Consider the following 22,377-nt stretch of genomic DNA (forward strand, 5'->3'; position numbering starts at 1 on the left):
GAGGTTAAGATAGTTTCACCACGGTTAAGCGACAGGGCGGCGGCTGGCGTCAGTCGTTCAGGCCCAGAACGTCAAGCATATCATAGGCTCCGGCAGGTTTCCCCTGCCCCCAAACGGCAGCTTTGATGGCACCGCGCGCAAAAACCGCGCGATCAGACGCGATGTGGCGCAAGATGATTCGCTCGCCCGCGGCAGCGAACATCACGTCATGTTCGCCCACAATGTCGCCCCCGCGGATCGCTGTGAACCCGATGTCACCCCGCTTGCGCGCGCCGGTGATCCCGTCACGCCCGCGGTCAGAGACATCCGCCAGCGCAACCCCGCGCCCTTCCGCGGCGGCTTCGCCCAGCATCAGCGCGGTGCCCGACGGCGCGTCGACCTTCTGGTTGTGATGCGCCTCTATCACCTCGATATCAAAGTCTTCATCAAGCGCGGCCGCGACACGTTTGGTCAACTGGGTCAAAAGGTTAACGCCCAGGCTCATGTTGCCCGCCCGCACGATCACCGTCTGCTTTGCAGGTCCGTCCAGCTCGCCAATCTGCGCGTCGGTCATACCGGTGGTGCCGATAACATGGACCACACCCGCATCGGCCGCGATCTTGGCGAAGGCGAGCGTCGCTTCCGGAGCGGTGAAATCGATGACCGCCTGCGCGCCCTGCATCGCCTCTGCCGCGTTATCGGTCACGATCACGCCAACAGCAGTGCCGCCCATAGCAACGCCGATATCCTGACCGACCCACGCATGTCCGGCACGTTCTACCGCACCCGCCAGATGCACCCTGTCGCTGGCAGAAACCTGCCCAATCAACATCTGGCCCATGCGGCCCGAAGCCCCTGTAATCACTATGCCGGGTGTATCGCTCATGTTATGCTCCTTATTCGGTTCCGGTTTAGCGCGTGGTGATCTGCTTGGCAAAACCTCAGCGAACCCTTAGATGAAGCGCATGGCAAAGAACAAGTTTCATGAGGGCTCAGGCCCGTCGCAACGGCAGCTTCGCGTAGGCGAAACCATTCGTCGCGCCCTATCGGATGTTCTGGCGCGTGGCGATGTCCACGACCCTGAGCTGAACCGGATGTCGATCACCGTGGGCGAAGTACGCGCCTCCCCCGACCTGAAGATCGCGACGGCCTATGTGCTGCCTTTGGGCGGAGACGGCCAGGAAGACGTGCTTAAGCTGCTTGCGCGCAACAAGGGCGAGCTCCGCCGGTTGATGGCGAAGAAGCTGGTCCTGAAATACGCACCGGACCTGCGGTTCCAATTGGACGAAACGTTCGACCGTATGGACGAAACGCGCCGGATGCTGGCGCAGGACGTGGTGCGCCGCGATGCCGACGCCCCCGACCGCGGATCGGAAGACGCGTGAAACGGTTCTGGGCCGCGCTTGGCTTCATGGGCTGGGCCGCCGCGCCCGTCCAAGCCGAAACCTGCGAAACCCTGACCTATAACGGCACCGGCTATACCCTGTGCCACGTCGACCTGACGCAGGACCGGCTTGAGCTGTTCCTCTATGATGCGGACGGCAAACCGTATGGGTATTTCAACACATTGAATACGGCGTTGAAAAAGCGCGGCGCACAGCTGGGCTTTGCGATGAACGCGGGCATGTATCACGATACCCGTGCGCCGGTGGGCTATTACCTTGAGAATGGCAAAGAATATCAGCAGGTGATCAGCAGCGACGGCCCCGGTAACTTTGGCCTGCTGCCCAATGGCGTGCTCTGCCTGCGCGACGGGCGTGCCGATGTTATCGAAACCAAAGCGTTTCTGCGCGACGCCCCCGACTGCCGCAGCGCCACACAATCGGGACCGATGTTGGTGATCGATGGCAAGATGCATCCGCGCTTTCTGAAGGATGGCGCCTCGCGCTATATCCGCAACGGCGTCGGCACCAGCGCCGATGGCAAACGCGCGGTTTTTGCCATCTCGAACGAGACGGTGAATTTCTATGATTTCGCACTGCTGTTCCGGGATCACCTAAAACTGCCAAATGCGCTTTATTTTGATGGCAATATCTCGAGGATGCGCGCACCCGATCTGGGCCGCAATGACCTGGGCTTTAGCGCGCTTGGCCCTATCATTGGCGTCGTGAAGCCCGACGCGCCGTAGCGCAACAAGAGTTTTCTTGCCTTCGGCGAGGATTTTTCACCATTTGGAAGCCAGAGTCTCTGGGCAATCTTGCCGGACCTTTGATAGGAGGCGGGCAAATCAATTAAGGGCATTTGATATGGGACGCAGGCGCAAGGGACGGGATATTTCGGGGTGGTTGGTGGTGGACAAGCCCGCTGGCCCGACCTCTACGACCGTGGTGAACAAAGTCCGTTGGGCGCTGAACGCGAATAAGGCGGGCCATGCGGGCACCCTTGACCCCGAGGCCACCGGCGTTCTGGCGATCGCGCTTGGCGAGGCGACCAAGACGGTTCCCTTTATCACGGACGCGATGAAAGCCTATGAGTTCACGGTCCGCCTTGGGATCGCGACAAATACCGATGATGCCGAGGGCGAGGTCATCGCAACCTCGGAGCTGCGACCCGATGACGACGCGATCAAGGATGCTTTGGGCAAGTTTATCGGTGACATTCAGCAGGTGCCACCGCAGTTTTCCGCCGTGAAAATCGACGGCCAGCGCGCCTATAAACTGGCGCGCGACGGTGAAACGATGGAACTGGCAGCCCGCCCGCTTTTTGTCGAACAGCTGCTGCTGGTGGACCGCCCCGATGCCGACCACGTGACGTTGGAGATGGTGTGCGGCAAGGGCGGCTACGTCCGGTCGATTGCGCGCGATCTGGGACAAGCCTTGGGATGTCTGGGCCACGTGCGCGAATTGCGCCGCATCTGGTCGGGCCCGTTCGAGGCCTCTGAAGGGCTGACGCTGGCGCAGATCGAAGAGATGGCGCGCACAGACGCTTTGGACGCGCATTTGCTGCCGTTAGAGCAAGGGTTGCAGGACCTGCCAGAGGTGAAAGCCACGCCGGAAGGGGCCACCCGTCTGCGCAACGGCAATCCCGGCATGGTGATCGCCCATGACGTTGAATATGGCGACGAGGTCTGGGCGTCGTTTGAGGGCCGCGCCGTTGCTGTTGGGCGTTTCAAGGCGGGCGAATTGCATCCGTCGCGTGTGTTCAACCAGCCCGGTTCTGCGTGATCACGCGCAGCCATACCAAGGGCGACGCGCCGTCGACAGCTGTCTATTCGGACTGCGAAAACTACCGCTATAGTCTGACCCGCGTCTGGACCCCCGAGGCGGAGCGGGTGCTGTTCGTCATGCTAAATCCGTCAAAAGCGACGGAAATTGAAAACGACCCAACGGTCGAGCGGTGCGAGCGCCGTGCCCGCGCCTTGGGCTTCGGGGGGGTTCAGGTCACCAATATCTTTGCCTGGCGCGAAACCAGCCCCAAGCTGATGCGTCAGGCCAAAGACCCCGTCGGCCCTGATAACGATATGATTTTGAACGAAGGTATCTTGTGGGCCGATCAGGTGATCGCGGCTTGGGGCACCCATGGCGCACATCTTGGACGGGGTGCGCAGGTGCAAGAACTGCTATCGCGCAGCCAAACGCCCGTGTACCATTTGGGCCTGTCCAAAGACGGGCACCCCAAGCATCCTTTATATATCCGATATACTCAGGAACCGATTTTCTGGGGTCTTTAGGGCAAGCTTAACTTTCTTGATTCTATGGTGCTGATGCGGCCTTGGGTTTTGGGGCTGTTTCATCTGTATCCCCGCGTGATGCGGGCAATAGGGTCGGGTTTGCACATGCTGTTTCTTGCCGGATTAATGGGGTTGATCACCGTCGGGGCCGCCGCCTTTATCGACATCGGGGTCGAGGAAGAGGAGTCTGCCACCGACGATGATGCACCGGCCGGCGATGTGATCTCCGGCACCCCCCGGGATGACCTGATTATCGGCTCGGGCGGCAGCGATCAGATCGCGGGCTATGGCGGTGATGACCTTGTGGAGGCGCGGAATGGCGATGACACCGTGTTTGGGGACAGCGGCGATGATACCTTGAGGGGCGGCGCGGGGAACGATGACCTGCATGGCAATGATGGCGATGATCTATTGGTGGGGGCCGAGGATGCGGATGGGCTTACCGGCCATAATGACGATGACATCCTGCAGGGCGGCGTGGGCCACGATACGCTAAACGGCTCTGCCGGGGGTGATACGCTATTTGGGGATAGCGGGGATGACGCCGTGATGGGCGGTTTGGGCGATGACCTGCTGATTGGGGGGCGCGGGCAAGACGCGCTCTTTGGTGGATGGGGGAACGATACGATAGACGGCACTGTCGATCCGGACCGGCAGGATGCGCGCGTCACCGATATTGACGAAGGGGATTACCTGAATGGCGGCGGCGGCGATGATGTGATCCTTGCGGGATCAAACGATACGGTGACCCCGGGCGCAGGGCGTGATGATGTGATCCTTGGTGATTGGGTCAGCCCCGATGGCATCGTCGATATCCGCAGTTTCGACATAGAAGATGACAGCCTGCTGCTGGTCTGGGACGACAGCGATGCAGCCGCGACAGCGCCCAAAGTGGCAGTTGCGCCGGATCCGGAGGATCTGCACTCCCATCTGATATCAATGGACGGTGCGATTGTGGCGATGGTGCAGTCGGACCAGTTGCTGATGCCGGGCGACCTATCGCTTATCCCCCTCAGCTCGGCCCTCGCTGCGGGGCTAACGCGCGGCTGAACCGCCGATGCCCTCTCACCGGACAAAGAAGCCAACGCGCCCCGCGACGCATTAATCCTTTGCCAAGGGGGCGAAACTTTCCTATACGCCCCCATCGCCCGATGATTCCTGTCAGCGGGTGATACTCCATGGGCCTGTGCTGGACGACATCCCGGCCTGTGCCATCACTTTAACCTTTCGAAAAGGAGACCCCGATGTCGATTACGCAAGAAGAAAAAGCACGCGTCATGAAAGAATTCGGCACCAAAGAAGGCGACACCGGTTCGCCCGAAGTACAGGTTGCCATTCTGTCCTCGCGCATCGCAACGCTGACCGAGCACTTCAAAACCCACAAGAAAGACAACCACGGTCGCCGTGGCCTTTTGAAAATGGTTGCGACACGCCGGAAGCTTCTGGACTATGTCAAAGGTAAAGATGACGCGCGTTATCAGGACCTGATCAAACGTTTGGGCCTGCGCCGCTAATCAGCGCTGCACCGCCACAACGATGAAAACCGCGCCCTGGCAACAGGGGGCGGTTTTTTCGTTTCCCCCTGTGCTTTAGTGATGTTCGCCAAAAGGAAAGCCTATGCCAATCAACCTGCGTGATCTCACCCCGCAAGATACCAATGCAGCCGCGCTGCTTTTCTTTGCTGCGGTGCATCAGGGCACCGCGGATGTGTATTCGGCCGAACAACGCATCGCTTGGGCCGGAAAAGTCCCCGCACCCGCCACATGGCGAGGGCGGTTTGATAGTGTCGCGGGTATCGTGGCCGAGATAGACAACCGTATGGCGGGCTTCATGACCCTTGACCGCGAGGGGCTGATCGATCTGGCCTTTGTGCATCCCGATCATATGGGCACGGGCGTGGGGCGCACTGTGTATTTTGCCATCGAAGACCGTGCCCGCATATTCGGCGTGCGACATCTTCGGACCTTTGCCAGCGAAAAGGCAAAGCCGTTTTTCACGCGTATGGGCTGGACCGTCGAGGCCCCCAACATCGTCACCAAAGGCGGGATCACCTTGCAAAACTACAAGATGTTCAAGACCTTGTCAGGCTGACCCTCCCGCCGCTCTGCTGCGGCTTGCAATCTGTGGCCTACAGGGCCGCGTGCAGCGATCAACGCTTCCCTTCCCATCGCAGGCAAACTGCTGTATGGCCGCACAATCTGAAAGCCGGCGCCCGGACTCCAGCGCCCGACAAAGAAGATACCGGAGTCAGGGGGAATATGCCCTCTACGCAAATGGCCCGATCCGGGCCGAAACAGGAAACGTAGATGTTTAATGTAACGAAAAAATCCATGCAGTGGGGCGAAGAGACGCTGACACTGGAAACTGGCAAAGTGGCCCGTCAGGCAGACGGTTCGGTGATTGCGACACTGGGCGAAACCAGCGTCATGGCGAACGTCACCTTTGCACGCCAGCAAAAACCCGGTCAGGACTTCTTTCCGCTGACCGTCCACTACCAAGAGAAATACTATGCCGCCGGTAAAGTACCGGGTGGCTTCTTCAAGCGTGAGGCCCGCCCCACCGAGAAGGAAACCCTGACAGCCCGTCTGATCGACCGTCCGATCCGCCCGCTGTTCGTTCCCGGCTTCAAAAACGAAGTTCTGGTGATGTGTACCGTTCTCAGCCACGATCTGGTCAATGACCCCGATATGGTCGCCATGATCGCTGCCTCCGCAGCGCTGACCATTTCCGGCGCGCCGTTCCGTGGCCCGATCGGTGCCTGCCGCGTTGGTTTCGAGGATGGCGACTACGTTCTGAACCCGACCGTCGACGACATGCAGGACCTACGCCTGAACCCTGATCAACGTCTTGATCTGGTTGTTGCCGGCACCAAAGAAGCCGTGATGATGGTTGAATCCGAAGCCTATGAGCTGTCGGAAGAAGAAATGCTGGGTGCGGTGAAATTCGCGCACGAGCAGATCCAGCCTGTTATCGACCTGATCATCGATCTGGCCGAAGACGCCGCGAAAGAGCCGTTTGACTTCCAGCCGGTTGACTATTCGGACCTGTCCGCTGCTGTCAAAGCCGCTGGCGAAGACGCCATGCGCGCCGCCTTTGCAATCGCCGACAAGCAAGAGCGCACCGCCGCTGTTGCCGCTGCCCGCGAAACAATCAAAGCCGCGCTGACCGAAGAGCAACTGGAAGACGCGAACCTCGGGTCCGCTCTGAAAGGCCTCGAAGCGTCCATCCTGCGTGGGGACGTGGTTAAAACCGGTAAGCGTATCGACGGCCGGAAGACCGACGAAATCCGCGACATCGTGGCCGAAACCGGCATCCTGCCCCGTACACACGGGTCGTCGCTGTTCACACGTGGCGAAACACAGGGTCTGGTTGTGACCACTTTGGGCACCGGCGATGACGAACAGTTCATCGATGCGCTGCACGGCAACTTCAAATCCAACTTCATGCTGCACTATAACTTCCCGCCCTATTCGGTTGGTGAAGTTGGCCGTGTCGGTGGCCCCGGCCGTCGCGAAATCGGTCACGGCAAGTTGGCTTGGCGTGCTTTGCAGGCGGTTCTGCCTGCCTCCACCGACTTCCCCTACACCATCCGCGTTGTGTCCGAGATCACTGAATCGAACGGCTCCAGCTCGATGGCGTCGGTTTGCGGTGGCTCCTTGTCCATGATGGACGCAGGCGTTCCATTGAAAGCGCCCGTCGCGGGTGTTGCCATGGGTCTGATCCTGGAAGAAGACGGCTCCTACGCGATCCTGTCCGACATCTTGGGTGACGAAGACCACCTTGGCGACATGGACTTTAAAGTAGCCGGTACCGAAGCAGGTATCACGTCGCTGCAGATGGACATCAAGATCGCCGGCATCACGCCCGAGATCATGGAGAAAGCTCTGGCACAAGCCAAAGCGGGCCGTGTGCACATTCTGGGCGAGATGAACAAAGCCATCTCCGGCGCGGGTGAGTTCTCTGTCCACGCCCCACGCATCGAAACGATGCAGATTCCAACCGACAAGATCCGTGAAGTGATCGGGTCCGGCGGTAAGGTGATCCGCGAGATCGTTGAAGTGTCCGGCGCGAAAGTCGACATCAACGACGAAGGCATCATCAAGATCGCATCGCCAAACGGCGACTCGATCAAGAAAGCCTATGACATGATCTGGTCCATCGTGGCCGAGCCTGAGGAAGGTGCGGTTTACACCGGTACCGTCGTCAAGATCGTTGATTTCGGTGCCTTCGTGAACTTCTTTGGCAAGCGCGACGGTCTGGTCCACGTATCCCAGATCGAAAACCGCCGCCTGAACCACCCTTCGGATGTTCTGAAGGAAGGTCAGGAAGTGAAAGTGAAGCTGCTTGGCTTTGACGATCGCGGCAAGGTGCGCCTGTCGATGAAAGTTGTCGATCAGGAAACCGGCGAAGAAATCAAGAAAGAAGAAGGCGGCGAAGCGTAAGCTTCTCCACCCCTTTTGAAATGACGAAAGCCCCGGCCTATGTGCCGGGGCTTTTTTTGTGCCGTGACGGGTTTGTCCCGTTTAGCTTTAGCTTTCCATAAAGCTGTCCAGACGGTCCCAGAGCGAGTTATCCAGCAGCAGCTTGAAGCGCAGGTAGAAACCTTCCTGATACAGGTCGCTACGCAGGGCCGACTTGTTCATCGCGCGGTTATAGCCCAATGCAACTAGCGCACCTTTGGTAGGGGCAAACCCGATCTCTGCGCCGATACCGTTGGTAGCATTGCCTTGGTCGTCCCACAGATGCGCGGCGTTCAAGCCGATCTGGAACCGGTTGTCGCCGAACTCGTAGTTAAAGCCAGCCTGCACCAGTTGCGTGGTGGCGCGGGCAGAGAACCCGCCAAGGGTGGTCAGCTTTTGCGACTGGCCCGCGTATTTCGCGTTCAGGCGCAGGTCGGCGTCTACTTCATAGGCCGCGTCCACGGACCACATATGGGTCACCGATTTGGTCTCGCGCTGTTCGATGCGGTGCTCGTACCATGCCAGCACTTCGAGGCGTGGATCGTGAACCGGACGGTAGGCGATACCCGCACGCGACCGGATCCGGCGGTGGTCACGACCGTCGCGCTTGTCCAGTGCAACACGGGTACGGCCCAGCACGGTGAAGTCAGGTGTGACCTTACCCGCGATGCCAAAGCTGGCGTAATGGGTGTTGCCGTTGTCTTCAAAGGTGGTGTCCGCATCGGCATCGCCCACCCAGCTTTCCGCGCTGGACCCCCACTTCGCGCCAAGGGCAACGCTGGTCAGACGGTGATCGTCGCTTTCCATGCTGCGGGAATGTTCAATCCCGAAGCTGAAGCTGGTGTTCCCGTTCATGGCCCATTTGCCCATCATCGCCTGGGTAAACATGGTGTCCGAAGATCCCAGACCTTTGACAAAATCGGTGCTCCCGCGCAGCCAGTCATTCAGGTCGTAAGAGAAACCCAGCTTGGAGTGTGTGGCCATGCTGTCGTCGCCAAAGGTCATTTCGACCTCGCTATAGGCACGCCAGCCGGGCACGGGCTCTCGGTACATGCCCAGGGTCAGCTCTGTCGGACGGTCCGAGCCGCCAAAGGGGTGACGCAGCTCTGCGGTGATGACGGTGCCGGGGCGGTTCGCAGGGGTCCAGTGGCCGCCAAGGATCAGACCGGGATGGGCCTTCTTCGAGGTTGCGGTGTGATCCAGACGATACTCCAGCCCGATGTAGCCTTTGAAGTTTGTGCTGAACTCTTTGGCATAGACAGCATCCACGGTCAGACGCTCGATGTCAGAGGTGCGGTCACGTACATAGTCCACACCAAGAACAAAGTCGCTGGTCCCGTCGATCTCAAAACCGTAGTTCAGACGTGCGCGGGTGGTGCCGGGCAGTGCCAGACCGCCGCGCGAGGCAAATTTCTCGCCGGTGTGAACCATTTCGAAGTTGAAGTGTCCGGTTTCCTTGCGGATGTCATAGGACAGACGGTAGGCGGTATCCGATACGCCATTTGCATCTTCGGAGCGCGCAGCCTCGGCTTCCCACACGCCACCCTGCGTCCCCTCGTGACGGATATAGGCAGAGTGCAGACGCTCGCGGGCGGTGTTGCCACGGTCGGCATCGGCATGCACGATACGTGCGCCAACGGTGGTGCGGTCGGTCAGCGCGAGGTTCACCTCACCGCCATAGAGCCAGTAGCGGTCGGCCCCTTCCACATCGACTTCGTAGGTGACGCGCACCGACACAGGGTTGCCCTGACCGTCGAACTGGCGCACCGCATCGTCAAAAGTGATCGAGTTGCCAAAGAAGTCCAGCAAGTAGTCGCTGCCGCGGCGCAGCGGCGTGGTCGAGATGACATCCCCGCCCTCTTCATCGCGCACCAGCAGTTCAACCCGCTCGGAGCCTTGTACATAGCCGTCCAGATCCAGGTCATAGGGGCCGGACACACCACGCCCGAGGAATTCCTGCACGCGCTGCTCTTGGGCAGTACGGGCACCGAACAGGGTCACGCCGACCTTGTCGTTTTCCCAATGGGCCTTGGCACCGGTCACCACACGACGCATGCCGTCAAGCTTCAGCGCGCTGGCTTCGGGTTCGATCGCGATGTCACCGTAAAGGATGTACGAACGACCCTTTTCGACCTTAACGTACAGGTTTTCCGAGGATTGCGCGTCGAAGCCACGTTCGGAGTTGTCACCATACACAGGGTAGAACTCGTCGCCACGGATGTCGCGGAACAGGCGGTCTTCGGTGTCACGGTCCGAGCTATAGCGCAGTGTCAGCAGCGCATCACCCGAGATCACGCCCTTGAGGTACACTTCACCCCGCAGACCGGTGGTTGTGTCTTCGAAAGAGCTGAAACGATCCGCGTCCAGCAGCTCACCCTTCGCACCGCCCAAGGCCACGGCCCCTTCGATCACGCCAACCATGATGCGCTGGTCCAGATCGGGGGTGAATGTGATGGTCTCTTCGGCGCGGCCAAAGGCACCGCTAATGGTGATACGGTCTGTGCCCGCAACCTGTGGCGGGATCAGCCCAAAGGTGGCCTCGCCGTTGTCCAGATAGACCTGCACGCCGGGGGTGCCTTCGCGGATGTCGGCCACGTCCCACAGGGCCAGCTTGGCGCTAAGGGTCACGGTACCGGAGGCAGGTACAGGCATGCCACGGGCATCCAGCACACGCACCACAACCGGGATCACGTCGGTCGGCGATGCGGGCGCGGAATCGGGCATGATCACCTCGAACTTGGCGGGCTTGCCGGGGGCAACCACGGTGATTTCCTCGCGGACACGTTCGATGCCGAAACCGTCACGGCCGACCAGCGTCAGGGTGTTCTGCCCCGCGTCCAGTTTCACCGCGACAAAATCCAGTGCCTGCGTGTTGTTCTTCTCGAAGCTTGTACGCTCGCCCACGCGGTCGCTGCTCAGCTCGCGGCCGTTCACCAGCAGGCCCAGCGACAGATCGCCCTTGCCCTTGACGCGCACGCTTTGGGTGCGGCGATCCAGTGTCTGACCATCGGTCAGGTCCACGAAACCGGGTGCATCGTCCAGCGTCTTGATCAGCATCTCAAGCGACTGGCGCTGCGCCTTGCCGGAGGCTTTTTCAGAGACGGAGTTCGCCGCGCGGTTTTCATCCAGACGCTGCATCAGACGCGAGGTCAGCTGTGTGGTGGTCGCCACACCGGCTTCGCTGCGCACCGAACGTACCGGCGCACGCTGGCCTTCGATCGGCAGGTCGGCAGCGGTCAGCGCGTTGGATTGGGGCTGCTCGGCAAAGTATTTCTGACGTTGGTCAACCTCGGCCATCGCTTCGGGGGTGCAGTCCAGCACGGCGAAGTGCTCGGCGCGCAGTTCCCCTTTGCGCAGCGGGATCAGGCGCGACCCACCACGCAGCAGATCGTTGGTGCGGGTTACGGTCACTTCGGTACCAACGGGCAGGGTTTCGTCCTGCACAAGGAACGCATGGGTCACGGGGCGCAGACCGAAAAGGGAGTATTTACCATCCATATCGGTCACAACCGACAGGCCCTCTTGGGTCACGATACGGACGCCGGGGATGCCTGGTTCAGTGTGGTCGCCACGGATACCGTCTTTGTCACAGTCCATAAAGACCGACCCGATGACAGTGGCTTCGCGGGCGAAGACGCCACCGCTGTTGTTCAGCTTGACCATTGCGCGGGCAGTCTGGGACTGCATCACGGTACCGGTGCCCGCCTGACGACCCGTCAGAACTGCGGTGTTCTCGTTGCGGCCTTCGCGGGCGGCTGCGGTGAACTGCATGACATAGGTCAGCTCGTGGCTCGACAGGGGGGCCAGCATGCCCAGGTCATAGGTCATGTCACCCGACGCATCGACGGCAGGGTCTTCCATTGTCTCGCCGTTGAAGGTCACCGACCCTGCAACCAACTGGCTGCCAAAGGCGGGGCGATCCATGATCTCGGCACCGATCAGCGCCTGGTTCATATTGTTGGTGAAGTTCAGGGTGTAGACCACGAACTCGCCCGCGCCGACCATGTCCTTGTCGGCCTGCTTGTCCAGCGCCAGCGGCACACCATAGTGTGGGTCCGCAGGGATGTCCGAGATATCGAGCATCCCACCGGCGTGGCGGAAGCTTGCCATATAACCGGCCCCCGCAACGCGACGGTTAAAGCCGGGGAAGTCGGCGCGCACGGAAGGAACCTCCCATGCGGGGGCGTTCATCACGGCATACTGGTATTCACCGGCAGGCATGTCACCGAAGCTGAAGAAGCCGCGGGCATCGGTCATACGGCGCGCCATTTCGGCACCGCTGTTCATGTCCATCAGCGCGATGGCCACATCACCGATCGGCTCGTTGGTCAGCGCATTGAACAGGAAGTTACCTGGGGTGATCAGCAGCTCGTCTTGCAGCGCGGCACCGGCACAATCGGCAGTGGCGATCAGGCGGTCACCGTCGGTGGTCGCGATCACATTGTCGCCGGATACGGGCACATCCATCCGCGCCATAGGAACGGCAGCGGTAAGGAAAACACCGTTGTTAGGGTCTGTTTCTGTGGCCGTCACACGCTCTACATCGCCGGTCAGGAAGCTGCGCAGCGTGATCATCGCACGATCTGCGGACATCGTTTCGTTGCACGCACCGGCTGTCAGGCGCAGGCGGGTATCGCTGTTTGGCACGGCGTGCGGTTGGTCTGCTGCGGTTTCAGGATGTTCAAAGTGCAGGGCGCCGGTCCCGGCAGCATCGCGGCTGTAAACCGTTGTGTTAGAGTCTACATCAACTGTGCGATCTTCCATTTTCACGAAGCTGCGGGCGGTGTTGGCGACCTCTACGTCGCCCAGGTTCATGGGCACCGTTACAGTGAACGCAGGGTCGCGGGCGAAACCGATTTCGTAGTCGCCCTCGTGAAAGAAAGCCACGGCGTCGACCTCACCAGCTGGGCGCGCAGTCTGGTAATCATGACGTGCATCGCCTGCCGCGTGATACAGCGCAACCATGCCGCTTGGGTCGGTGATGCTGTGGAAACGGGCGTTCAGTGGCACCTCGTCGCGCAGCAGAACACCTGTGGCGGCGGCCCCGTCGATGCGGATCGGGGCACCGTGTACGTCACCATAGGCCAGCACTTCACCGTCCGAGTCGTTGCGCAGGCGCAGCGTGTAGGTCAGCTGTGTTTCGTCTTCCATCTCGCGGACGGATTGTTCCTTTTGCAGCTCAAGTGAGCTGCCCATGATGGTGGTCTTGCCAGCTGCGGCCCCCCTCAGGATGCGACGTGCCGCGAAGCCTGTTGTGCTTGTGGCGGATACCGACAGCACCGACTGCATCAGCGTGGCGGGAGTGGCATAGAAGGAGGTGCGGAATTCGTAGATGAGCTGAGCGCTATCGCCCACATCCATGAACATCGGCGCGCCCGAGCTGATCGTGGCTTCGCCATTGTCGATACGACCATTGGCATTCGCGTCATAGACAAGGCGGGCGTCGTTCATCATGGCGGCACCCTCTTGGTGCTGCATGGTCATGGCGGCGTTCAGCGGGACGTTCCCGATGTTGGCGACCTCGAAGTAGTATTGCGCCATCGCGCCACGGGTCAGCATCAGTTCGGAGTATCCGTTGACATCCAGCGCCGGCACTGCGGCTACTTTGGCGTCTACGGCGTTCGAGTATACGGTCTCGATGATGCCCAGCGCTTCGTTAAAGTAGGTGGTCTGCGCGACGTTCCGGATGAAGGTTCCTGCGGGTACCTGCTTGGCAGCGGCGCCGTGCGGCAGGAGGGAGATCACCAGCGCGACGATCCAGAAACACGACATCATGCGGAGGGCGGTTTTGTGAAAGGTGCGGTCCATTTGATCAATCCCTGTTCTATCTTTTCTAAGAGGAGAGGAAGTGTGGTTCCCCCGGAGCGAGGGGGGGAAGGGTGCTCCGGGGAAACCTGGGGTTCGTTTACTGATCCACCTGAACGGTGAATTCTAGCGTGGCGAACCCACCCGGAAGGACCGTGCCGTGGTCGCTCGAGATATTGCTCGGAGTGACTGTGGCGGTGCTACCTGCCGGGAAGAGCGTTTCGCTGCATGTGCCACCACAGTTGGTTACCGATGTGTAGGCAGGGGCGGCATCAGAAATGATGACGTTTGCAGCGGGAGAGGAGCCGGTGTTTTCAGCTTCCACTTTGTAGCGGATGCACTGACCGGGAGAGACGTCCTGACGGGTCTTGGTAAAGGTCCCGACGGTGCCGTCGCAGTTGGCGTCGATGTACTGGTACTTGCTCAGCGTGACGTCGCCAGAGATGATCACGATCCGGTCTTCTACTGCGTTGTCAGCAGTATCCGCGTCGGTCGCTGTGCCACCGTTCAGCGAGGGATCAAGGCTGATGGTACCGATTTCGGTCACACCGCTTGTCGCTGTCGATGGTGTTTGCACACGGTAGATGACCGAGATGCTTTCACCGGGGGCAAGCCCGTTCACACCAGCCGAGACACCGTCTGTCAGATCATTAAAGTTGTCGATCACCGGCTCGGAGGGGTCGATCACACCGTTGTCGTTTGCATCCCAGAACAAAGCGCCCGAGAAGTTGTTCAACCCTGTGTCGTTGATCGCACCTTCGGTGATCGCAACGTTACCGGTGTTGGTGATGGTGTGCACCATGTCGACGATACCACCGGGCGAGGCCTGGGCGTTCTGGTCATCGATGATCTCTACGTTGTAGATCTCGTTCACGGTCACTTCGTTGACGATCCGGTCGCCTTGGCCCGAGACAGAGGACACCAGCGCGATGTCGACCAATGTGTCACCCGGTGCCTGATCTGCCGGCGGGGTTACCACAACGGTGAAGGTATCGCTTGCACCAGCAGGGATGGTCCCGGTGTTGCTGATCGCGGACCCGTCAGCGGAGCGGAATTCGACGGTCCAACCGGCGGGCAGCGCTTGTGCCAGCGAGAGGTTGTAGCTGTCGGATACCGGGCCGTTGTTTTCAACGACCATGTCGTAGGTGACCGGTGCACCGGGGTCGGTGGCATAGTTCACCCAAGGCGCGCCGCTGTTGGTGGGGTCAAGGCCATCGCCTTCGGAGCCTGCGACTGCGTTCTCAAGATCAACGGCAGAGGCAAGGATCGCACCGGTGAAGGTCGCTGTCGATGTATCGGAAACACCCGAGGCATCGGAGGTGGTGGATACGGTGGCGTTGAAGTTGGCAGCAGCCGTTGGGGTCACATCTGTTGGCAGTGTTGCGATCAAGGTGACCTTGGCGCTGTCACCCGCAGCAAGCGGACCGACGGAACCGATGATCGGTGTCACACCGTCTGCACCCACAAACCGGAAGGTTGTGCCATCGGGGTAGTCGACGTTGCTGACATCAAGCGTCAGGCTGTCGGTCTGGTTCGACCGGTTGGTCAGCACGAATTCATGCTTCACTGTGCCACCCTGGGCCGCGTCGCCAGTTTCTGTCACGACATCGTCGTTTGCCGCGTCATCATCTGTTGCCGAAGCAGTCGTTGGATCCGCCGCACCAGCACCGTCGATGGCTGTATCAGCGATGGAGACCGCGAATTGGTCATCCACAATGATCGAAGCTGTGTTCGAGGGTGGGAAGGCAACGTTATCGATTGCCTGTGTGGCGACGTTTTCAATGATACCCGCATCAGCAGTGTCGAGGATCACAGCTTGGAACGTCACACTACCGGAGCGGCCGGAACCGACGCTCGAGATGTTGAAGTTGACGCTCTGGCCGTTGGTATCAAAGGCGATTGTCTCGCCCGAGCCATTGGTCGCATCTACCGAAGAAGACCCGTTGGCGTCATCCAGAATACCCGCGGCGTCAGACCACCGTGCCGAACCGGGCACATAGGCCAAGCGACCGTCCAGAATGTCATCGACGGTATAGTTGTTCGCAGCAGCCAGACCGGTGCTAGAATATGTCAGCTCGATGCTCACGGTATCGCCGGCATCGACGATGTTGGGGTTACCGCCGGACGCTGCATCTGCGACCATGGACTTGACCAGCTCGACAATCGCGTCGTTCGAGATGGTTAGCGTATCGGTGTTGACGGCTGTCTCTGTGCCGTCAAGATCAGACCTTGCGGTCACTGTGATGCTGTCCGACCCTGTTGCGTTCGAGGGGACAGAGACTTCGATGACGACGCCGAACTGCTCGCCCGGTGCCAATGTTGGCGTTTCGGTCAGCGGTGTGGCGCTATCCGCGACACCATCCATGTTCGCATCCGGATAGAAGACGATGGCAGAGGTATCGAGCGTGCCTGTGTCTGTCTCTACTGCGGTCAGTGCGAAGAAGTCTGCGCCGTTCCCTTCGTTGGTAACAATGTGCGGCAGGAAGGCTTTACCACCGGGTGCGATGGTTTCATTGTTGTCCGAAGTCAATGTCACGCCAGCAACCTGCTGAACGATCGTTTCAACCGTGTTCGACGTGACCGTGATGGTATCGCCGGCTTGGTTCGTATAGGTCGCAACCGCTTGGTTGCCGATCACGGACCCGGCTTCTGGTGCGGCGGCCAAAGCAGCTGCGCCAAATGCGGCGGTAACCGCCATCGCGCTTGCAGAGCGCATGAAGAAAGATTGATGTTTCACGTTAGTCATTCCTTAGATTTATCTAGATTAGGTAAATTGGATCAGGTTCCCCCCGATCAGTTGACGCGCACCCGATAGCTGTTGAGTGCGATTTCGCCTGACTCCAAAGGTTCGCTGAGCGTCCAACGGACGGCAGCAATCTGATCCTCAGGAAGTGGTTCTGGTTGAAGTGTGCCATCTGCACCGGCGACCATGCGGGTGGCGGGAAGTGTGGACCATTCAAGGCCATCGTTTTCAGGGTCGAGATCAGCCTGGACTTCGAACACGGCCTTGATCGATGTGCTCTGTGCGCCAAGCGTCAGGGTGACCCCTTCGGGTACGGGCGCCGCAATAACGATCCCCGCAAGTGCGTCTGCAGTCGTGTTCTCGTGCTGCAGTTGGTATTGGATGACCTCGCCAGGGCGGACGGTGCCCCGCTCGATCAACTGCTCTTCGCCACCGTCATTGGTTTCGACGATGCGGAAAGAAAATGTGCTGGAAAGTGCGTCAGCAAAAGCCGGCACGCCGGCGACAGAAATCGCGACACCAGCAAGCAGTGCACGGGCGATTTGTTGAGTTTTGAAAGTCATAATTTTTTCCCCTAGTTGCCGACCACCGCCGGCGGTTTTGATGAACCGGCCCAGTGTTTGGGCTGTCCTGAACTCATCATCAGGGGAAATGTCTCGGGGTGCATTCTCGCTTAGGGCTAGGTTTTTGATCTGCTGGGCAGCCCCCTACCCGTCCGTATATGCGGCGCTATCAATTCGATGGCGAAACACGCAATTCGCGCGGTGATTGCAGACGTAAACCCGCATCTCGCCGCGCAAAGCAGGCGAGTCACCCTCATGTAAAAGGGCGTTGATTCTATTTATTTTGGGGAATGTTTGGCCCGATCCGGGCCTTGATCACCGAAAACCCCGACCGGATAGCCGGACAGGGCGTTTCGTATAGTTAGCTGTCAGTGAGAATGGCCGTGCCCGCCATGATCGTCATCGTCTAACGATCCGTGTACCGCAAACTGGTCAATTCCCGCATCCTGCGGTTCAATGAAGCGATAGCTTTCGCGCACACCGCTGTCGGAAAGCTCGCGTGCGACGGTCAACAAGGTGTTTGGCGCGTGGTCGGCGCAAAGCTCCATCATCTGGGCGACTTCCTCTTCCGCGACGGGGCGAGCCGCTTCGGGCGACGGCGCGCCATAGATCTCGACGAAATGCTTCATCAGTTGCAAGGTGATCGCTTCAACCTCGAAGGGTTCGGCTTTGGTCACGGCAACAAAGGTGACGCGGCCAAACGTCTCTACGCCCATCCAGCCATTCGCGAAGGCCTGCCGCGCCTTGCCGGTCAGATCACCTTCGGACCAGTTCGAGAATTCGAACCCGCCAGAGACGCACCATTCACCCGTGCGCGCGGGCGCGTGGAACACATTGCGGTCGCTTTCATCAAAGTGGATGGCGCGGGCGAGGAAGAGATCGCTCATGGGGTTGGCTCCAGCAGGTCGGTCAGAGGGATAAGATGCGTGGTCGTATCGGTTTTCAGCAGCAGGCCAAAGTTTTCGTCGATACCGGTAAAGTCGCCAGTCAGATCGCCATAGGTGATCTGATCGCCCATGGCCCAGGCCAATCCGGTCCATTCCTTATGCAAGGGGCCCGCGCCCTCGTCATCCCAGCGGTTCAGCGCCACCAGCATATGCCGCGCCCAGGCCTCTAGCAGCTCGACCGGGCTCACCTCGGCACACCCCTCGCCGTAAAGTGTGGTGACATCGGGCGTTTCGCCCGGCGTGTCGGATTGCGGCAATAGCTTCACGTGAAACGAAACGACCAGCCAGTCGGGCACGTGATGAGGGTCTGTATCAGACGACGCCGCCCGCATCTGGCCGCAGATCGCACCGTTCAAACGCAGATCGCCGTTCCACGCGAGATGCACCCCCACCTCTGGCGGGGCGAGCGCGCCAAGCGCGTTCTGGAAGCCCACGGCACAAAGCGGGAGCATCGCCATCGCTTGGGCCAACGGCACCTCGGGCGCAAAGACGATGGCGGCCTGCAATACGCTTGGCCCCAGATTATACAGCACCAGCCCCGCATCACACCCCTGCCGCGCCTCTGCGCAGGCCTGAGCGAAGGGGTCCTCCGCCTGTGCGCCGGTCAACAAAGGGGGGAAGACGGGGCTGTCGCTCATGCGTGCCCGCCCGCGATCAGGGCCTTGGCCACCTTGCGGAAGCCTTCGGCCTGCGTGCTGTCGGGTTTCGACACCACAATCGGCGCGCCCCCGTCAGCCGCGACACGAATATCCAGATGCAACGGAATCTCGGCCAACAAAGGTACGCCCAGCTTTTCAGCCTCGGCGGCGACGCCCCCATGCCCAAAGACATGTTCCTCGTGCCCGCAGTTAGAGCAGATATGCGTGCTCATGTTCTCGATCATCCCGAGGATCGGGGTCTTCAGCTGGTTGAACATGTCGATCCCCTTACGGGCATCCAGCAGCGCCACGTCCTGCGGTGTGCTGACGATGATCGCGCCGTCCACATGGGCCTTTTGCGCCAGCGTCATCTGCACATCGCCGGTGCCGGGGGGCAGATCAACAATCAACACATCCAGCGCGCCCCATTGAACCTGCATCATCATCTGCTGCAACGCGCCCATCAGCATCGGGCCGCGCCAGACAACCGCCTGATCGTCGTTGGTCATCAACCCGATCGACATCATCGTCACGCCAAAGTTGCGCATGGGCAGGATCGTCTTGCCATCGGGGGACGCAGGCCGCCCGGAAACGCCCAGCATCCGCGGCTGCGAGGGGCCATAGACATCGGCATCCAGCATGCCCACGCGACGCCCTTCGGCGGCCAGCGCACAGGCAAGGTTCGCGGCAACGGTAGATTTACCCACCCCGCCCTTGCCTGACGCGATGGCGATGATCCGGTCCACGCCGGGGATCTTCTCGGGCCCCGCGGGTTCGGACTTGCGCCCCAACTTCAGGTCGGGCGGCGGTGCCTGCTTGGAATGGGCCGTCAGCACGGCCGAGACAGAGGCAACGCCCTCAAGCGCCTTTACAGCCGCGTCGGCCTCGTCGCGCAGCTTGGCGTAGGCGTCGGCGTGGCTCGGGTTGACCTCAAGCACAAAGCGCACCGCGCCGTCGTCGACGGTCAGTGCCTTCACAAGCCCAAGCTCTACAATATCCTTACCGGAGACGGGATCGTTCAGGGTTTTCAGGCAGGCCAGTACGGCATCACGGGTGACGCTCACGCTTCGGACTGCCCTTGGATCTTGCCAGTCACGACATGTTCAAGGTCCAGCCCGTCGATGGTCAGCACCACCTTGGCCTCGAATGTCTTGCCGCCGGTGTCGCCGTTTTCGCGCATCGCTTCTTCGATCGCCTGCTGCGAGGTCACACCGACCTGCTTGAGGAACTTGCGCATCGACATGTTGAAATCATCGCTCATGATTTTCTCCTGTTCTTTGGGTGGGTCGGCACAGCGCTTAGTGATCTTTGCGCTTGCTGAAATAGTCTTCGGATGTGCGCACACGCGGGCGTTCTTTGCCAGCCAACGGATTGTTCTGCGCGTGGTACTGCGCGTTGATCCGGCAGTTGTCGCACATCTGGATCATCTTCGCCGCTTCGGAGGAGGCGAACATCGCGTGTTTTCCTGCCAGCTTTTCGGTGATCTTCTCAACCGTGGACTTCACGCCGAAAAGCGACCCGCATTCGATGCAGGCAAAGGGCTCTTCCTCGTGCAGCACCACTTGAGTGAAGGCCTGCGCAGTCAGGTTCAACTGCGGCTTTAGTGTAATCGCATTCTCGGGGCAGACGTTCGCACATAGCCCGCATTGCAGGCAGGCATCTTCTTGAAAGCGCAGCTGGGGCAGATCGGGGTTATCGCCAAGCGCCCCGGACGGGCACAGCGACACACAGGACAGGCAGAGCGTGCAGGCATCGGTATCCACCAGCACCGCGCCATAGGGGGCGGCGTCGGGCAGGTCGATCACCTTGGCCTCGGGCTGCAGGGTCTTGCCTGCAAGCCGTGCGACCTGACGGCGGGTGCCCAGAGGCAGCAGCGTGTCATGCGCGGGCTGCGCGGTTTCGGTGACCAGCGCGGTTTCCAGCGCATCGGGGTCGGCTACGTCAATGAGGCGGATCGTATCGGTGCCGCTGATCGCGCGGGCAATCTCGGCCTGCACCTCGATCACGTCACGCTCTGTACGCGGCGACAGCAATACATCCACATGCACAAAGCCGCAGCCAAGTGCGGCGAGCATTTCTGCATGGCCAAACCCCGCCAGCGCATCCACAGCCAGCGGGATGACATCAACCGGCAAGCCCGCGCCAAAACGCGCGTAAAGGCGGATCATTTCGGCCCCGTGGTCGTCGTCATGCACCAGCAAGCGCGGCGCGATGCCGCCTGCCTTGCGATAGGTCGATGCCAGCGTCGACAACCGGCGGAACAGGGTATCTACGGGCGGCGCGTCATAGGTGATCGCCCCCGAGGGGCAAACCGCAGAACAGCTACCGCAACCCGCGCAGATCATCGGGTCAATCGCCACATGTTCCCCGGCCGAGGTGATCGCCCCCGTCGGGCAGAGGTCCAGACAGTTGGAACAGGCGGGCTGCCCGGCCCGCGAATGGGCGCAAAGACTTTCACTCAGCCGCACGTAAAGCGGCTTTTCAAAGGTGCCGACCATCTGCATGGCCTCGCGCACGGCTTCTGCCACGGCGGGCTTGCTGCCCGGATCGGCTCGCAGATAGCCGTCACGTTTGTGCGGCGCGGGAAACAGCGATGTATTCCCCGTCAAATCCAGAATGATATCGCATTGCGACTTGGCCCCGTCCCGCGGCGCGGTGAACGAAGGCGCGCCGCGCCCACCGGGGATCAACATCTGCAACTGGTCAAAGGTCAGGCTGAAATCGCCCAATGCGCCCGACGCCTTGCGCAGGTCGCCTTTGACCACGTCAAAACGCGGATCAACCGCCCCGTCATAATCGCCCTGCCACAGTACCGTCACCGCCAGCGTATCGGCCACCATCTCTGCCACCTCAAGCGCGAGAGCGGGCGGGGCCATGATCAGACACGTGCCCTCAGACACGACATCCATCACCCGTGGTGCCGGTGCGGCAAGCTGCTGCTCCGCCATCAGGGCGGCCATCTTGGGCGTCGCGTCGCCCTGATCGTCGTGCCAGCCGGCGCGATCGCGAATATCGACGAACTGGGGCACCTCTGCGTTGATCTCGGCGGCCAGCTCTTCGAAACGGGGGCGTTCCTGCTGGCACGCGATCACGGTGTTGCCCGCGGCCATCGCCTCTGCCGCGGTGCCGATCTGGTCGGTGCACAGACAGCTATAGACCTTAGAGCACGGCAGACCCGTCGCCTTTGACAAGGCAGGCGCGTCAATATCCTGACTGCCCAGACAGTCGCACAGCAGAAAAGTCTTTTCCATAATCTCCTCGGGGACAGCACCGGATGGGATGGGTCAAGCGGCGGGGCACTGTCGGCGCTCGCACGCCAAGCTAGTGGTGTTCGCGACCCGCCGCAAACCCCTAATTGCCCCTGCGTCCCGCAAAAGGGCTGTTCGCACCTACGGCATGAATTACCTAACAAAAACAGTCGGAAAGACCGAAACCCCAGTCAAATATGGCAAATGCTGACGCATGGGAAATGCCGCATTGCAGCAATCACAAAACTGTGTGATTCAACCCTAGAATCCTCTTTGATACGCGTTATGATTACGTCAATATGAGGCCGGAAACGCCTGAAACAT

Annotated in this window: 17 protein-coding genes; 8 read left to right on the plus strand and 9 right to left on the minus strand. The window is 60.4% G+C overall.

Annotation, left to right across the window (positions count from 1 at the left end):
• Positions 1–49: 49 nt before the first annotated feature.
• Positions 50–865: a 4-hydroxy-tetrahydrodipicolinate reductase gene (gene dapB / locus C1J04_RS00405; RefSeq protein WP_037953959.1), complete on the minus strand. Its 816-nt coding sequence runs from the start codon at positions 863–865 to the stop codon at positions 50–52.
• A gap of 79 nt (positions 866–944) precedes the next feature.
• On the opposite strand from dapB, the gene rbfA reads away from it, so the two are divergent.
• The 8 genes from rbfA to pnp all read left to right on the plus strand — a co-directional run bounded on the left by rbfA (position 945) and on the right by pnp (position 8,091).
• The gene (rbfA, locus tag C1J04_RS00410) at positions 945–1,364 is read left to right on the plus strand and encodes a 30S ribosome-binding factor RbfA (protein ID WP_037953962.1); all 420 of its coding nucleotides are present in this window, start codon (positions 945–947) and stop codon (positions 1,362–1,364) included.
• A complete protein-coding gene (locus C1J04_RS00415; RefSeq protein ID WP_009825469.1) occupies positions 1,361–2,107 on the plus strand; it encodes a phosphodiester glycosidase family protein in 747 nt (248 codons plus the stop codon). The genes rbfA and C1J04_RS00415 overlap by 4 nt, the downstream gene beginning before the upstream one ends.
• Before the next feature lie 118 nt (positions 2,108–2,225).
• Complete coding sequence (gene truB, locus C1J04_RS00420) at positions 2,226–3,143, plus strand: tRNA pseudouridine(55) synthase TruB (RefSeq protein WP_005850261.1); 918 nt, start codon at positions 2,226–2,228, stop codon at positions 3,141–3,143.
• Positions 3,140–3,649, plus strand: a complete 510-nt coding sequence (locus C1J04_RS00425) for a DUF1643 domain-containing protein (RefSeq protein ID WP_009825470.1) — start codon at positions 3,140–3,142, stop codon at positions 3,647–3,649. Before truB ends, C1J04_RS00425 begins: the two co-directional genes overlap by 4 nt.
• 105 nt (positions 3,650–3,754) lie before the next feature.
• Positions 3,755–4,699 carry a calcium-binding protein gene (locus C1J04_RS00430; protein WP_037954524.1) on the plus strand — a complete coding sequence of 315 codons (945 nt, stop codon included), beginning with the start codon at positions 3,755–3,757 and terminating at the stop codon, positions 4,697–4,699.
• A 194-nt stretch (positions 4,700–4,893) separates the two neighbouring features.
• Positions 4,894–5,163, plus strand: coding sequence for a 30S ribosomal protein S15 (gene rpsO, locus C1J04_RS00435; protein WP_005850267.1), 270 nt, complete (start codon positions 4,894–4,896; stop codon positions 5,161–5,163).
• A gap of 103 nt (positions 5,164–5,266) precedes the next feature.
• Positions 5,267–5,740: a GNAT family N-acetyltransferase gene (locus C1J04_RS00440; RefSeq protein ID WP_009825472.1), complete on the plus strand. Its 474-nt coding sequence runs from the start codon at positions 5,267–5,269 to the stop codon at positions 5,738–5,740.
• Positions 5,741–5,955: 215 nt separating this feature from the next.
• The gene (pnp, locus tag C1J04_RS00445; RefSeq protein WP_009825473.1) at positions 5,956–8,091 is read left to right on the plus strand and encodes a polyribonucleotide nucleotidyltransferase; all 2,136 of its coding nucleotides are present in this window, start codon (positions 5,956–5,958) and stop codon (positions 8,089–8,091) included.
• Positions 8,092–8,178: 87 nt separating this feature from the next.
• Here the strand turns inward: pnp and C1J04_RS00450 are convergent, their stop codons facing one another.
• The 8 genes from C1J04_RS00450 to C1J04_RS00485 form a co-directional block, all read right to left on the minus strand.
• Complete coding sequence (locus C1J04_RS00450) at positions 8,179–13,917, minus strand: DUF11 domain-containing protein (protein ID WP_009825474.1); 5,739 nt, start codon at positions 13,915–13,917, stop codon at positions 8,179–8,181.
• Between the two features lie 97 nt (positions 13,918–14,014).
• The gene (locus C1J04_RS00455) at positions 14,015–16,660 is read right to left on the minus strand and encodes an NEW3 domain-containing protein (RefSeq protein ID WP_009825475.1); all 2,646 of its coding nucleotides are present in this window, start codon (positions 16,658–16,660) and stop codon (positions 14,015–14,017) included.
• A 47-nt stretch (positions 16,661–16,707) separates the two neighbouring features.
• Positions 16,708–17,220: a hypothetical protein gene (locus C1J04_RS00460; RefSeq protein ID WP_005850277.1), complete on the minus strand. Its 513-nt coding sequence runs from the start codon at positions 17,218–17,220 to the stop codon at positions 16,708–16,710.
• Between the two features lie 368 nt (positions 17,221–17,588).
• Entirely contained in the window at positions 17,589–18,107 is a 519-nt protein-coding gene (locus C1J04_RS00465; protein ID WP_005850279.1) for a DUF6505 family protein, read from the minus strand.
• Complete coding sequence (locus tag C1J04_RS00470) at positions 18,104–18,805, minus strand: biotin/lipoate--protein ligase family protein (protein ID WP_009825476.1); 702 nt, start codon at positions 18,803–18,805, stop codon at positions 18,104–18,106. Before C1J04_RS00470 ends, C1J04_RS00465 begins: the two co-directional genes overlap by 4 nt.
• Complete coding sequence (apbC, locus tag C1J04_RS00475) at positions 18,802–19,869, minus strand: iron-sulfur cluster carrier protein ApbC (protein ID WP_009825477.1); 1,068 nt, start codon at positions 19,867–19,869, stop codon at positions 18,802–18,804. The genes C1J04_RS00470 and apbC overlap by 4 nt, the downstream gene beginning before the upstream one ends.
• Complete coding sequence (locus C1J04_RS00480; RefSeq protein ID WP_009825478.1) at positions 19,866–20,066, minus strand: DUF6494 family protein; 201 nt, start codon at positions 20,064–20,066, stop codon at positions 19,866–19,868. Before C1J04_RS00480 ends, apbC begins: the two co-directional genes overlap by 4 nt.
• Before the next feature lie 37 nt (positions 20,067–20,103).
• Positions 20,104–22,056 (minus strand): 4Fe-4S binding protein, encoded by a 1,953-nt coding sequence (locus C1J04_RS00485; protein WP_009825479.1) that lies wholly within the window; start codon positions 22,054–22,056, stop codon positions 20,104–20,106.
• Positions 22,057–22,377: the final 321 nt, after the last annotated feature.

The organism is Sulfitobacter sp. SK025, assembly GCF_003352105.1.
In the GTDB taxonomy this organism is placed as follows: Bacteria; Pseudomonadota; Alphaproteobacteria; order Rhodobacterales; family Rhodobacteraceae; genus Sulfitobacter; species Sulfitobacter pontiacus.

Coding starts and splice junctions, on each gene's coding strand:
- rbfA (WP_037953962.1), top strand. CDS start 945: ATGGCAAAGAACAAGTTTCATGAGGGCTCAGGCCCGTCGCAACGGCAG.
- C1J04_RS00450 (WP_009825474.1), bottom strand. CDS start 13,917: ATGGACCGCACCTTTCACAAAACCGCCCTCCGCATGATGTCGTGTTTC.
- pnp (WP_009825473.1), top strand. CDS start 5,956: ATGTTTAATGTAACGAAAAAATCCATGCAGTGGGGCGAAGAGACGCTG.
- C1J04_RS00465 (WP_005850279.1), bottom strand. CDS start 18,107: ATGAGCGATCTCTTCCTCGCCCGCGCCATCCACTTTGATGAAAGCGAC.
- C1J04_RS00480 (WP_009825478.1), bottom strand. CDS start 20,066: ATGAGCGATGATTTCAACATGTCGATGCGCAAGTTCCTCAAGCAGGTC.
- dapB (WP_037953959.1), bottom strand. CDS start 865: ATGAGCGATACACCCGGCATAGTGATTACAGGGGCTTCGGGCCGCATG.
- C1J04_RS00440 (WP_009825472.1), top strand. CDS start 5,267: ATGCCAATCAACCTGCGTGATCTCACCCCGCAAGATACCAATGCAGCC.
- C1J04_RS00430 (WP_037954524.1), top strand. CDS start 3,755: ATGCTGTTTCTTGCCGGATTAATGGGGTTGATCACCGTCGGGGCCGCC.
- C1J04_RS00470 (WP_009825476.1), bottom strand. CDS start 18,805: ATGAGCGACAGCCCCGTCTTCCCCCCTTTGTTGACCGGCGCACAGGCG.
- truB (WP_005850261.1), top strand. CDS start 2,226: ATGGGACGCAGGCGCAAGGGACGGGATATTTCGGGGTGGTTGGTGGTG.
- C1J04_RS00485 (WP_009825479.1), bottom strand. CDS start 22,056: ATGGAAAAGACTTTTCTGCTGTGCGACTGTCTGGGCAGTCAGGATATT.
- rpsO (WP_005850267.1), top strand. CDS start 4,894: ATGTCGATTACGCAAGAAGAAAAAGCACGCGTCATGAAAGAATTCGGC.
- C1J04_RS00460 (WP_005850277.1), bottom strand. CDS start 17,220: ATGACTTTCAAAACTCAACAAATCGCCCGTGCACTGCTTGCTGGTGTC.
- C1J04_RS00455 (WP_009825475.1), bottom strand. CDS start 16,660: ATGACTAACGTGAAACATCAATCTTTCTTCATGCGCTCTGCAAGCGCG.